The organism is Paenarthrobacter sp. TA1.8, from assembly GCF_048595705.1.
Classification (GTDB): Bacteria; Actinomycetota; Actinomycetes; order Actinomycetales; family Micrococcaceae; genus Arthrobacter; species Arthrobacter nitroguajacolicus.
In genome coordinates this window covers 4550725-4562736 of sequence record NZ_CP184287.1, presented here as the reverse complement: position 1 = coordinate 4562736, position 12012 = coordinate 4550725, and the positions used below count along the sequence as shown (strand labels likewise).

Sequence of the window (12012 nt, the reverse complement as noted above, 5' to 3'; positions counted from 1 at the left end):
GCTCAATCTGTCCAGGTATCAGTGCGCCGGAACGGATTCCTTGGCAGCGGCCTTGGGATCCGTCAGCTTCTTGTTGGGCAGGGCGAAGCTGATCAGGAAGGCAATCAGCATGAGCCCCGCAGCCGTGAGCATAACGATATCGATCGCTTGGGCAAAGCCTTCAGTGATGGGCCGTGTCAGTGTGCTGTTGGCCGTGTGAAGCCAGCTGGTGTCGTTCAGCGATTCGTTGTTGGCGCCATTCTTGAAGAAGTCGAAGAGCTTGGCGTTTGCCGGGTCCGATGCCACAGCCGGGTCCGTCATCACGGCTTGGTAGTCAGGGCTGGAAGCGGCGGTCTTCATGCCGTCGGCGATCTTGTCGGCCGCCGTGCTGAACAACATGGAAATGAACACTGCCGTTCCCACAGCCCCGCCCATGGAACGGAAGAACGCCGCAGTGGAAGTGCCTACGCCCATGTCCTTGGGCGGTACGGACACCTGCATGGCGAGCGTGAGCGGCTGCATGCAGAAGCCCAATCCGACGCCGAAGAACACTGCTATCAGGCCGGGAACCCACAGGCCGGTATCGACGCCGAGCACCAAACCCATGACGGTGGCTGCAGCGGCCAGGATGGCCGTACCCAGGATCGGGAAGATCCGGTATACGCCGGATGAAGAAATGGTTCGGCCGGCAGAGATCGACCCGAAGAGGATGCCCACGGTAAACGTGATCATCATCAGGCCAGCCTCGGTAGGAGTGAGCCCCTTCACGAGCTGCAGGTACATAGGCAGCATTGCGATTGCGCCGAACATGCCTATGCCGATGATGAAGTTCAGCAGCGAGGACAACCCGAAAGTGGTGTTCTTGAAAAGACGCAGCGGGATCAATGCGTAGTCCCCGGCACGCTTCTCAGCGAGCAGGAACGCCACAATGCCGATCACACCAAGTCCGTAGCAGAGCCAGGATGCGCCGGAGGCCCAACCCCAAACGCGGCCCTGTTCTGCAACCAGCAGCAGGGGCACAATCGCCAGCGTGATTGCCGCCGCACCCCAGTAGTCGATCTTTTGCTTCACGTGCCGCGCCGGCAGGTGAAGGTACATGAAGACAACTACAAGGGCGGCGAGCCCGATGGGGAGGTTGATGAAGAAGACCCAGCGCCAACCTTCGAAGCCCAGGATGTTGGCCGAGCCCGCGAAGGCCCCGCCGATCACCGGGCCGAGGACGGAAGAAATGCCGAATACTGACATGAAGTAGCCCTGGTACTTCGCCCTGTCCTTCAGCGCCACGATGTCACCGATGATGGTCAGCGCCAATGCCAGCAGGCCACCGGCGCCGAGGCCTTGGATTCCGCGGGCAATGGCGAGCTCCGTCATGGAGTGGACCGATCCCGCGTAAAGGGAGCCAATCAGGAAGATCACAATGGCCACCAGGTAGAGCGGGCGGCGGCCGAATATATCGCTGAGCTTGCCGTAAAGCGGGGTGCTTACCGTCGATGTGATGAGGTACGCCGTGGTGGCCCACGCCTGGAGGGACAGGCCATCGAGATCATTGGCAATGGTGTAGATGGACGTGGACACGATGGTTTGATCCAGCGAGGACAGGAACATGCCGAGCATGAGCCCCACCATGACGGTGAGTGTCTGACGATGCGTCAGGACCTCACCGGCGGCCCGTACGGGCGCAGTTTTGGACATATCTTCTCCAGAGGTGGCAGAAAAGTGGGATAAGCAGGATAGTTGCTTTCAGTAACTATCTTACGGCCCGATTGATTCCCCCCGAGAGAATGTTTCTTCGACTTTTCTTCCAAGTCGGCGCCTTCAAAAGGTTTAGCGCTCCACCAAAATGCCGTCCGTGTCGCAGAAAATCATCACGCCGGGCTGGATCCGCACGCGGTCGATCACCAGTTGAACGTCCACCTCGCCCACCCCTGTCTTGGCACTCTTTTTTGGGTTGCTACCCAGAGCTTTGACGCCCAGGGGCAGGCGGGCGATGGCCTCGCGGTCGCGAATGGCTCCGTTGATTACTACTCCGGCCCAGCCGTTTGCTACGGCACTTTCCGCGATCATGTCACCCATAAGTGCAGTCCTCAGCGACCCCTGGCCGTCAATGACCAGAACGGCTCCGTCCCCGGGAGTGCTCAGGACGGTCTTTACCAGGGCGTTGTCCTCGAAGCATCGAATAGTGCGGACAGGCCCACTGAAGTGTGTGCGGCCACCCAAATTCTGAAACTGAACAGCGATGGACTCCAGTTCCTCGCCGCGTTCGTCGTAGAGATCGGCGGTATTTACTTGCTCGCTCATAGTGCTGCTCCTCTATCGGTTTGAGGCCACACTAACGTGTGCGTCATGGCTGCCGCAGGAGATGTTTCGGCCTATGTGGAAAAAGGCGCGACGGCGGTTCAGTGTCGCTCCACCGCGCTAGGCTGAGTCCAAACATTGAAATGAGGGGGAACCTGCTATGAGCTTGTCCGATCTACCGGGCCCGGTGCCGGATCCAGCCGTAGTCCGCGGAGGTACGGCAACGGCACTGGCTGAACCTGTTACCCGGGTTCGGCCGATCTGGGTCACCGGCGTTGTGCTGGTCAACCTTGGCATCAACGCAGCGTTCTTTGGCCCCCTCCAAGTTCTTCTCGGACAGCAGGCGGCCCACTTCGATGAAGGCCAGAAGGAAGCAATCCTTGCTTTGGTGACAGGCTGTGGTGCCGCTGTTTCCATGGTTGCGAATCCGCTCTTCGGGGCGTTCAGCGACCGCACGACCTCCCGGTTTGGACGCCGTGTCCCTTGGGTCCTGATGGGCGCCATTCTGGGGGCGGTGGCCCTTGTTGCCTTGGCTGGTGCTCCCAACGTCGCAGCGATGACGTTGCTGTGGTGCCTTGTGCAGGCCGGAGCAAACGCCATGTACGCAGCCATCACAGCCGCCGTACCTGACCGCGTCCCGGTTCCCCAACGCGGAACTGTCGGAGGACTGGCCGCAATGGGTCAGACGGTAGGGATTCTGATCGGCGCGGTGATCGCGGCGGTAGTTGTCGGAAACTTTACGGCCGGGTACTGGCTGTGCGCTGCGGCGTTGCTCGCCGGCGTCGTTCTTTACCTCTTTAAGAATGACGATCAGCAGCTTCCCCCCACCGAACGCCCGCCCTTCAACTTGGCAGAGTTCCTCAAGGGCTTCTGGGTTTCGCCTAAACGCTATCCCGACTTCGCGTGGGCTTGGCTGACACGTCTGCTGGTAAGCACTGGTAACCACATGGTCACGTTGTATCTGTTGTTCTTCCTTAGTGATGCTGTGCGCCTGAAGGAAACCGAGGGAATCGAGCCCTCGTTTGGCGTCCTCGTTCTTACTGGCCTGTACGCGGTCTCGGTCATTGTCACTAGCGTGCTCGGAGGGCGGCTGAGCGACAAGATGGGCAAGCGGAAGCCTCTGGTGATCGCGTCGTCGGTCATCATTGCACTTGCATCACTGATCCTCGCTTTCGCACCAACGTGGATCGGCGGGCTCGCCGGTGCGGTGGTGTTGGGGATCGGGTTTGGAGCTTACCTCGCCGTCGACTTCGCGCTCATTACGCAGGTCCTTCCGACCGGGATGGACCGCGGCCGGGACTTGGGCGTCATCAACATAGCCAATTCACTGCCCCAAGTGATCGCCCCTTTGATCGCATCTCCGTTTGTCCTCTACTGGGGCGGCTACGTCTCGCTATATGTGGCCGCGGCAGTGATCGGCCTGCTGGGAGCAGTGTTCGTGGTGAAGATTAGGAGCGTCGCTTAGGCTTGGGGGTCTCCTGAATTAGCTGGACTTGTGAGTCTGGTTGCATGCAGGGACGCGAGCACGCACAACCCGCGGTCCCATCGATAAAAACGTCCTCGATAAACACTGGAAGGCAACCCAGATCCGAGGGAGAATGGGGTCAAGCGGGCGGAATGACCCCGTTGTCGCACCCAAGGGTGCTGACTGGAACACGCCGCTAGACGGCCATTGGTGGCGTTCCGCCCGCCCCAACCATGCCCTTTATTCAGCCGTCTCCTAGAACACCGCGTTCATGACGTTCCAGCCGCTGCCGACAACCGGCTGGCCCTTCCATGTGAGATCAATTGGGATGACACTACCGCCTGCGGGGTCGCTGGCATATAGCTGGCCCTTTTATTGCGAAAACCCCGTCCGGATCGCTCCGAACGGGGTTTTACAACGCCGTGCCCGGAGCCAATAACTAGAACAGGTCCGTGAACCCGCCCCAGCCCCAGCCCACCACTTCAGCACCAGCCCAGCCGGCATTGCCGTTGCCGTAGTAGGCGCGCAGTTGGCCTGAGCCGTCCACGGCAAAGACGTCGAGGCTGCCGTCGGCGTTGATGTCGCCTGCGCTGCCGATCTTGCTCATGCCGTTCCAGCCTTGACCAACAACGGTCATGCCGTTCCAGCCACCGATGCCGTTTCCGCTGTAGAGCCTCAGGTAGCCGGAAGCGTCCCGGGCCAGGACGTCAACGTTTGTGTCGCCGTCGAAGTCTCCGGGGGTGATGATCGCGTTCAGGGCGTTCCAGCCTTGGCCGGCCACGGACCTGGGCAGCCATCCGCCCTCCCCGTCCCCGGGGTAGAGGTAAAGAATTCCGTTGGCGTCGCGGGCCAGGATGTCGTTGGTGCCGTCGCTGTTGAAGTCCCCGGGGGCCACCAACGACGTGAAGATGTTCCAACCGGTGCCGACTTTCCTGGGACCGTTCCAGCCGCCTGAACCATCGCCGCTGTACAGGTAAAGGCCGCCAGCCGAGTCCCGACCCAGGACGTCGTTGCTGCCGTCGCCGTCGAAGTCGCCGGGGGAGAGCACTGTGGGGAAGATGTTCCAGCCGGCGCCGACGGTCCGTGCCGGTTCCCAGCTGTTGAACACGCGCGGGTACATCACTAAGGCGCCGTCGCTGCGGCGGGCCAGGAGCTCGAATGCGCCGCGGCTGGTGAAGCCATTGGGGCGGTTCGAAGCGGAAATCGGTGCAGTTTCCTCGCTGGCAACTTCCAGGCCCTCGCAGGGATGGTTTGCCACCAGGTGCGCTGCGATGGTTTTGCCGCGGTCTTCTTCGCCGAGGAGGTAGTGGGGCCAGGTTGTATGGTCGGCGGCCAACTCGCCGTCGCGAGTCCAGTAGATGCGTGTATCGGGCCCGGAGGCCTGGGCGCAGCCCTTATAGGCCATAGGATCCCATGAAACTGTCAGCGTGGAACCAACATAGGGAGCGCCTGTAATTACTGGAGGTTCAGGGTCCATGTTGGCCATGGCGGGAGCGGGGGCAAGTACTACTGCTGCAAAGATCGCAGCCGCTACTCCGGCAATTGCCCGGCGCATGCCGGACGTAGGGCGTGATGAAGCAAACATTGTGTCCTCCCCAGACTTTATGCGGTTAATGGTACCGCGTCTGGGATTTTCCTAGAAGATTGCTGTGAACCATCCAAAGCCTGCGCCTACAGCCTCGGAGCCCTTCCAGCCGGTCTTTCCGTCGCTGTAGTAGGCAAGCAAGCGGCCTTGCTGGTCCACCCCGTAAACATCGGGGAAGCCGTCCCCGTTGAAGTCGCCGGCGCCGCCTATGAACCTGAGCGCGTTCCATCCGACGCCGACCATCCAGGACCGTGACCAGCCGCCTGCACCGTTGCCTCCGTAAAAGAACAGGTACCCACTGCGGTCACGCGCCAGGATGTCCACATTGCCGTCGCCATTGAAGTCGCCAGGGGTTGCCAATGCGTCCATAACGTTCCAGCCGGTCCCGACGGCGGTTCGAGCCAACCATCCGCCGGCGCCGTTGCCCGGGTAGAGGTAAAGGGCGCCGCCGGGTTCTCTTGCCAGGACGTCGTTGTGGCCATCGCCGTTGAAGTCGCCCGGGCCGATGATGGAGTCGAACACGTTCCATCCATTGCCGATTGACTTGGCCGGTTTCCATCCCCCGGCCCCGTCTCCGCCGAAGAGGTAGAGCCCGCCGACGGAGTCGCGAACTATCACATCGCTTTTGCCGTCGCCGTCGAAGTCGCCCGGGGAGAATGCCGTGTTGAAGATGTTGAAGCCATATCCCACTGTCCGGGCAGGGTCCCAGGCGCTGCCCTTTCGCCCGTAGAGCAATAGCGAGCCGTCATTGGCGCGGGTTAGGAGTTCGAAGCTGCGTCCCGTGAATCCTGCCGCCCGGTTCACGGCGCCAACAGGCTTGGTTTCGTTGCTATGCAGGGATTCTCCGCCGCAGGCCGTTCTGCTGGCCGTGACGTGGGCGGCCATCCGGGAGCCTGTGTCATCGGACTCAAGGAGGTAGCTCCGGGTTGTTTCGCCGGCCACGAGGAAGCCATCCCGGGTCCAGTACACCGTGAAGTCCGGGCCTTTGCCACCCCCGCAGCCATAAAAAGTGTAGGCACCTATGTCAGCTGTCAGCTTTTTGCCCACAAACGCTTCGCCGTTGAGTATGGGGTCTGGTCCGTTGCTGGGCGCGGCCGACGCCGGCAGAGGACAAAGGGCCATGGCCGCCACAGTGGCGGTCAGCAGCGCGGCTGCAATCCGACGTCGTAATGTCCCCATGCGTGTTCCTCCCGGTGCGCCATCAAACCTGCATGAAGTGTATGTGTCTGCAGGGTCGATAGCCGGGAACGGCGTGGCTCATGGGCGCAAAGGGAGCTCTCAGCAAACGGTCATTTTGCTCCCGTATCATTGATGCGATCGGCCAGCCGCGGTCCTTGACCCAGCCGGCCGTTTCCTTGTCAGCCTGCCAAGAGATCGCCGGAAATGCCCGCATCAAACTCACTGGAACCCTACTCCCTTGACCTGACCACGGGGCTGCCCCGTATGGCTGCCGCACCCACCACGCCGCGGCAGCAGCTGCGCTATGCCCGCATCCTGAAGACTGCCGAAGGATTTGCCCAGCGGCAATTCGATACCTTGAGCTTGTCTGACGTTGCTGCCCGCGCTGACATTCCACTTGGCACGCTCTATCGCTACTTTCCCTCTACTGCCCACCTCATGCTGGCCGTCTATCGGCAGCAGCTGCGGGAACTCCGCGACGGCGTCCGATTGCGGGAAGGCAAAGGCCACGCCCTCGCCGGTTTGATGATGGAGATTTTCCATCTGAGGGTCATGCAGCCGGGTGTGGAGCACTGCCTCATCCGGCCCGCGGGCAAGGACGATGACACTGCGCAGCTACTGCGGGAAATAGATGCCCTGTCCGAGGAAGTGGTTGGGTCGCTGAGCAGGGACCCTGGGAAGGATGCCGTCAGGGCCCGGATCCTGTTGCACCTGGTGAGCGGGTTGGTACAAGCCGTCCGCTGCCGCAGGCTATCTCTGTTTGAGGCCGAGAAGGATCTCAAGAAAGCGTGCACGCTCCTCACTGGCGAGGAGTGAAAGTCCTGCTGGTCTAGACCGGCAAGGCGTAAGAACACGTTTTTTGGAATGACGTAGATCACATTTGTCTGTGGTTGAACGTTTTACTCTCGAATCGTCTCTCTTGGTATTGAATCTTGTACCCTCAGCGCTTCCCTAGGCTGGAAACACCGAAGCGGCTAGCAGCCCCCTATCTGCAGAAGCAATGCCGGACCAGTCACCCTTGGTCCGCACCAGCAGTTCTGTTCCTGCCCGAATCGTGCCGTGGGTTCACGGCTAGCCTGAGGAGACAAAGACGTGTCCATTGAGACAATTGCAACTGATATCGACGCCCTGGTACTGAGCGAAGAAGAGATTTTCGCGGCACACGAAGGCGGCAAGCTGACCATCTCCAGCACCGTTCCGCTCAATAACAAGCGGGACCTTTCCATCGCATACACCCCGGGCGTCGCCCAGGTCAGCCGCGCGATCCACGCCAACCCCGAACTTGCCCGCACGCACACCTGGGCTGAACGCCTGGTTGTTGTGGTCAGCGATGGCACTGCCGTTCTGGGTCTTGGCAACATTGGCCCCAGCGCCTCATTGCCGGTCATGGAGGGAAAGTCGGCCCTGTTCAAGTCCTTCGGCGATCTCGACTCCATCCCGCTGGTGCTCAACACCACCGACGTGGACGAGATCATCGAGACCCTGGTCCGTCTCCGCCCGAGCTTTGGCGCCGTGAACCTTGAGGACATCTCGGCTCCGCGCTGCTTCGAACTCGAAGAGCGCCTGATCGAAGCCTTGGACTGCCCGGTTATGCACGATGACCAGCACGGCACCGCCGTGGTGGTTCTTGCCGCCCTGACCAATGCTGCCAAGGTGACTCAGCGCGAACTCACCGGCCTCAAAGTTGTTGTCTCCGGCGCAGGTGCCGCAGGCATCGCCATTGCCGAGATTCTCCTTGCTGTTGGCATCAAGGACGTCATCCTGCTCGACTCCAAGGGCGTGGTCAACGCTGACCGTGCCGACCTCGTGGCCGACCCCGGAAGCGTCAAGGCCCGTATGGCGCAGCGGACCAACCCGCGCGGCATCACCGGTGGTCCGGGTGAAGGTCTGACGGGAGCCGACGTCTTTGTGGGCGTCTCCTCTTCCAAGCTGGATGAAGAACACCTGAAGCTGATGAACGACCAGTCGATCGTGTTCGCCCTGTCCAACCCGGACCCGGAAGTTCTTCCCGAGGTTGCCCGGAACTATGCAGCAGTAGTTGCCACCGGCCGCAGCGACTTCCCGAACCAGATCAACAACGTGCTGGCCTTCCCCGGCATCTTCCGCGGCGCACTCGACGCCAAGGCCCGCCGCATCACGCCGGCCATGAAGATTGCCGCAGCCAACGCCATCGCTGAGCTGGCCGCAGAAGACCTCTCGGCGGACTACATCGTGCCGAGCCCGCTGGACGCCCGAGTGGCGCCGGCCGTCACCGCGGCAGTCGCTGCCGCAGTGACTGAATAGCGGTTACCGACTTCGAACCAACGACGGCGACGCTTCCCCTGCTGGGGAGCGTCGCCGTCGTTTGTGGTTAAGCCGGTCTGGCTGCGCCGCTGGCCGGCCAAGCGGCCCATAGACTTGGGGCCATGAATGCCGAACTTATCGTGACCATCCTGTGCGGCCTGGCCATTGCGGTAGGTGTCGCCGGAACCATCATTCCCGTACTTCCCGGGAGCATCCTCATTGGCGCGAGCCTGCTGGCTTGGGCCATCTGGGGAGGTGCAGGTCAGCTCGGCTGGGTGATCTTCGCCGTCGGAATGGTGTTCGTGGTGGCGGGAATGGCGGCTAGTGCCGTGCTCACCGGAAGGAAACTGAGACAGCACGGTATCCCCAACAGGTCTGTGCTGATCGGCGTGGTCCTGGGTGTTGTGGGAATGTTCGTCATTCCCGTGGTGGGACTCTTTGTTGGGTTCGCCGTCGGACTTCTCCTCAGTGAAGTCCAGCGGACCCGTGACTTCCGTGCAGCTGTGCGTTCGAGCGGCGCTGCGCTAAAAGCGACCGGCATCGGCATCCTGGTGGAGTTCGGACTCGCCTGTGCTGCGGCCAGTACGTGGATCATCGGCGTCTGGATCAACGCCGTGAACGGCTAAACCCCCATAAAACCTTCGCCGAGATGGCAGCTCACCCCCATGTTGCGGTTCAACATGGGGGTGAGCTGCCATCTCGGCGGGAGGGCTAGTGGTGCGCGGGGACGTGGACCTGCGCGGGGCGGAAGCTTGCGCCGGCTCCCGGGAACAATGGAACCTCGATGCGCGCGTGGGTGTGGATTTCCTGCACGGTGTCCTTGGTGTGCTGCGCAATCTCAGCCAGCGTGGTGACCCACATGCCGTCCAGGTCCTTGACCCTCTCGATCAGCTGCTCCAAGGCGACGGCACGGGACGGTCGGCCTGAAATGAACGGGTGGTTGGTCAGGACGAAGCAGCTGCCCTGGGAGTGGTGGGCCTGAGCTTCCAGGGTCCACATTTCCAGCGCCTTGGCCGGGCTCTCGATGACCCCGCTGCCGGTGACTCCCGGGTAGAACCCGTACTGCTCCCAGTCATCCAATGCCCAGTCCACGGGGATCTCCACGATGTCCCGGGAGTCGCCTTCGGCGACCGCCATGCGGTAAGGGGCATCGCCGTCGAGCAGGCTTGAATCATAGAGGAAGCCACGGTCCGCAAGGAGTGCGGGCGACTGCCAATTCAACTCCCACCAAGGTGCCCGATAACCAACCGGCCGGATCCCCGCGACGTTGGCCAGAGCCTTGAGTCCCCGGTCCAGGTAACTGGCCTCGGTTGCAGCGTCGATGCCCTGCATTGGCTCGTGAAGGTAGCCGTGGTGGGCGACTTCGTGCCCTGCATCAGCGATCCTGCGGACGACATCCGGGTAGCTTTCCGCCGTGAAGCCCGGAACGAAGAACGTCCCTTTGATGTCCTGGCGGTCCAGGATCTGAAGCAAGCGCGGCACCGCGATCTTGGGGCCATACGACTGGTGGCTCATGAGGGACATGCGCCGGGTGCTGGAAGGATCGTGCGCGATGGTGCAGGACTCCGCGTCGACGTCGAAAGTGAAGGACGCTGCAGCTTGGTAGCCCTGCGGCCACGTGATCGGGTGGAGCGAATCAGCGAAAGCGGGCTGGTTCATGCTGTGGTCCTTTCGGAAACTACGGGAGCGGGCGCGGCCGGCTGCATGACGGAGACGTGGTTCGAATCCGCTAGAAGGTATTTCTTGTGTGCCCGCGGGCCGAGGACTGCGTAACTCGCAGCGCTGGTGAGGCCACCAGCCAGCCACGAGAGGTCCCAGCCGCCGAGGGCCACGGCGATGGGGCCTTGCATGGCAGGAACCAGTCCGTACATGAACAGCCAGGTGGAAAAGATCCCCACCAGGAGGGACACGATTCCGGCCCAGTTGATGACGGGCAGGCGGTGCGTTCCCACGGCATCGAAGAGACGGTCAACCTTGGCGGGCCAGCGCTTTTCCAGCCAGAAGTAGTGCACCAGCATGACGCCACCCCAGGCGGCCACCCAGGCGACCAGCCCGATCAGCCAGGCGTCGAGCACCGCGGCGAAGTCCTCCTGGAAGATGAAGAATACGACGGCAATCAGCGAGAAGACACCGACGAACAGGTTGAGTTTGCGGCGACTGATCTTGATGTCCAGGGCTTGGGTGGCCACGGAGAAGGTGTAGATGTTCAGGATGTTGGTGGCGATGGGGCCGTGCAGCACCATGAGGAGGACGGGGAGGGCCAGGACGCCGAAGTTCTGGACAATCAGCTTTCCGGGATCGATCTCGCCGCTGTTGGTGGCCAGGCTTGCACCGAGGACGCCCAACCACACTACGGGGATGAACTGGCCGAGAACCGAGGCGAGGTAGACCCTGCGCTTGGGAACCGAAGTGCTGACGAAGCGGGAGTAGTCGGCGGCGTACGTGAACCAGGTAATGCCCCAGCCGATGCCGATGGCGGTCATCACTGCGCTCATGGCTGCGATGCGCTCGGACCCCTCGAGGATGTTGCCTGCGGGTCCTGCATAGCCCCAGTCGATCTTCATGCCGAACCATGCCACGCAAGACATGACGGCCAGAATGATGATGGTGGGCGGGACTGTCCACTTCTCAAAGGCTGCAATGGCCTTGTAGCCGAACCAGGCGATGGCAACCTGCGCTGCCATGATGGCCGTGGCGACGCCGATCTTCCAGGCGTAGTTCTTGGCGTCGGGATCCACCCAGCCAAGGGTTCCGAGCAGGGCCATGACCAGGTCCAGGATGATCCAGGTGTTGACTGCGCACCAACCGATCACCAGCAGGGCTTGGATGGCGGCCGGGAGGTAGTTGCCTTGACGACCGAAAGCGGCGCGGGCGAGCACCATGCCAGTGGCGCCGGTCTTCTGGCCAAGGAGAACGAAGCAGCCGAACAGCAGCATGCCGATCAGGTTACCCAGGACCAGGACGATCACTGTGTCAGCGAAACCGAGGCCGAGGTGGATGCCAAGGGCGCCGAGCACCCAGTTGATGGGTGCGAGGTTGGCGCCCGCCCAGATCCAGAATTGTCCGGAGACTTTGCGGGTACGGTCTGCTTCGGGGATGGGCTGAAGCCAGGCTTCGCTGTCATGGCCCGGCGCCGTTGCCGGACCTGACTGCGATGGGCTTGAAGGCGCAGGGGAGAGGTTGTCTTGCATGGGGAGAGCCTCCGTGTTTGAAAGGGACTCTTTCA

At 61.9% G+C, this 12012-nt stretch carries 10 protein-coding genes; 4 read left to right on the top strand and 6 right to left on the bottom strand.

Annotation, left to right across the window (positions count from 1 at the left end; all coding sequences use genetic code 11):
* Positions 1 to 18: 18 nt before the first annotated feature.
* The gene (locus ACNAOT_RS21215; RefSeq protein ID WP_420179282.1) at positions 19 to 1671 is read right to left on the bottom strand and encodes an MDR family MFS transporter; all 1653 of its coding nucleotides are present in this window, start codon (positions 1669 to 1671) and stop codon (positions 19 to 21) included.
* 132 nt (positions 1672 to 1803) lie between these two features.
* Positions 1804 to 2277, bottom strand: coding sequence for a ribonuclease E activity regulator RraA (gene rraA / locus ACNAOT_RS21210; RefSeq protein ID WP_017198727.1), 474 nt, complete (start codon positions 2275 to 2277; stop codon positions 1804 to 1806).
* A gap of 157 nt (positions 2278 to 2434) precedes the next feature.
* Between rraA and ACNAOT_RS21205 the strand changes: the two genes are divergently transcribed.
* On the top strand, positions 2435 to 3739 hold the full coding sequence (locus ACNAOT_RS21205) for an MFS transporter (RefSeq protein ID WP_420179281.1): 1305 nt from the start codon (positions 2435 to 2437) through the stop codon (positions 3737 to 3739).
* Between the two features lie 439 nt (positions 3740 to 4178).
* Here ACNAOT_RS21205 and ACNAOT_RS21200 read toward each other — a convergent pair whose 3' ends face one another.
* Together ACNAOT_RS21200 and ACNAOT_RS21195 are read right to left on the bottom strand one after the other, a co-directional pair.
* Positions 4179 to 5324: an FG-GAP-like repeat-containing protein gene (locus ACNAOT_RS21200; RefSeq protein ID WP_178993537.1), complete on the bottom strand. Its 1146-nt coding sequence runs from the start codon at positions 5322 to 5324 to the stop codon at positions 4179 to 4181.
* Positions 5325 to 5375: 51 nt separating this feature from the next.
* Positions 5376 to 6503, bottom strand: a complete 1128-nt coding sequence (locus ACNAOT_RS21195) for an FG-GAP repeat domain-containing protein (protein ID WP_420179280.1) — start codon at positions 6501 to 6503, stop codon at positions 5376 to 5378.
* Positions 6504 to 6707: 204 nt separating this feature from the next.
* Here ACNAOT_RS21195 and ACNAOT_RS21190 point away from each other — a divergent pair, with 204 nt between their 5' ends.
* From ACNAOT_RS21190 to ACNAOT_RS21180, 3 genes are all read left to right on the top strand, one after another.
* Positions 6708 to 7319 carry a TetR/AcrR family transcriptional regulator gene (locus ACNAOT_RS21190; RefSeq protein WP_091463639.1) on the top strand — a complete coding sequence of 204 codons (612 nt, stop codon included), beginning with the start codon at positions 6708 to 6710 and terminating at the stop codon, positions 7317 to 7319.
* Positions 7320 to 7595: 276 nt separating this feature from the next.
* Complete coding sequence (locus tag ACNAOT_RS21185) at positions 7596 to 8786, top strand: NAD(P)-dependent malic enzyme (protein WP_420179279.1); 1191 nt, start codon at positions 7596 to 7598, stop codon at positions 8784 to 8786.
* 122 nt (positions 8787 to 8908) lie between these two features.
* Positions 8909 to 9412 (top strand): DUF456 domain-containing protein, encoded by a 504-nt coding sequence (locus ACNAOT_RS21180; RefSeq protein WP_420179278.1) that lies wholly within the window; start codon positions 8909 to 8911, stop codon positions 9410 to 9412.
* An 85-nt stretch (positions 9413 to 9497) separates the two neighbouring features.
* Here ACNAOT_RS21180 and ACNAOT_RS21175 read toward each other — a convergent pair whose 3' ends face one another.
* Both ACNAOT_RS21175 and ACNAOT_RS21170 read right to left on the bottom strand, forming a co-directional pair.
* Positions 9498 to 10445: a polysaccharide deacetylase family protein gene (locus ACNAOT_RS21175; RefSeq protein ID WP_420179277.1), complete on the bottom strand. Its 948-nt coding sequence runs from the start codon at positions 10443 to 10445 to the stop codon at positions 9498 to 9500.
* Positions 10442 to 11977 carry a purine-cytosine permease family protein gene (locus ACNAOT_RS21170; protein WP_420179276.1) on the bottom strand — a complete coding sequence of 512 codons (1536 nt, stop codon included), beginning with the start codon at positions 11975 to 11977 and terminating at the stop codon, positions 10442 to 10444. Before ACNAOT_RS21170 ends, ACNAOT_RS21175 begins: the two co-directional genes overlap by 4 nt.
* Between the last annotated feature and the right edge of the window lie 35 nt (positions 11978 to 12012).

Excerpts from the sequence above, each read along its gene's own strand:
- ACNAOT_RS21215 (WP_420179282.1), bottom strand. The coding sequence starts at position 1,671 with ATGTCCAAAACTGCGCCCGTACGGGCCGCCGGTGAGGTCCTGACGCAT.
- rraA (WP_017198727.1), bottom strand. The coding sequence starts at position 2,277 with ATGAGCGAGCAAGTAAATACCGCCGATCTCTACGACGAACGCGGCGAG.
- ACNAOT_RS21205 (WP_420179281.1), top strand. The coding sequence starts at position 2,435 with ATGAGCTTGTCCGATCTACCGGGCCCGGTGCCGGATCCAGCCGTAGTC.
- ACNAOT_RS21200 (WP_178993537.1), bottom strand. The coding sequence starts at position 5,324 with ATGTTTGCTTCATCACGCCCTACGTCCGGCATGCGCCGGGCAATTGCC.
- ACNAOT_RS21195 (WP_420179280.1), bottom strand. The coding sequence starts at position 6,503 with ATGGGGACATTACGACGTCGGATTGCAGCCGCGCTGCTGACCGCCACT.
- ACNAOT_RS21190 (WP_091463639.1), top strand. The coding sequence starts at position 6,708 with ATGCCCGCATCAAACTCACTGGAACCCTACTCCCTTGACCTGACCACG.
- ACNAOT_RS21180 (WP_420179278.1), top strand. The coding sequence starts at position 8,909 with ATGAATGCCGAACTTATCGTGACCATCCTGTGCGGCCTGGCCATTGCG.
- ACNAOT_RS21175 (WP_420179277.1), bottom strand. The coding sequence starts at position 10,445 with ATGAACCAGCCCGCTTTCGCTGATTCGCTCCACCCGATCACGTGGCCG.
- ACNAOT_RS21170 (WP_420179276.1), bottom strand. The coding sequence starts at position 11,977 with ATGCAAGACAACCTCTCCCCTGCGCCTTCAAGCCCATCGCAGTCAGGT.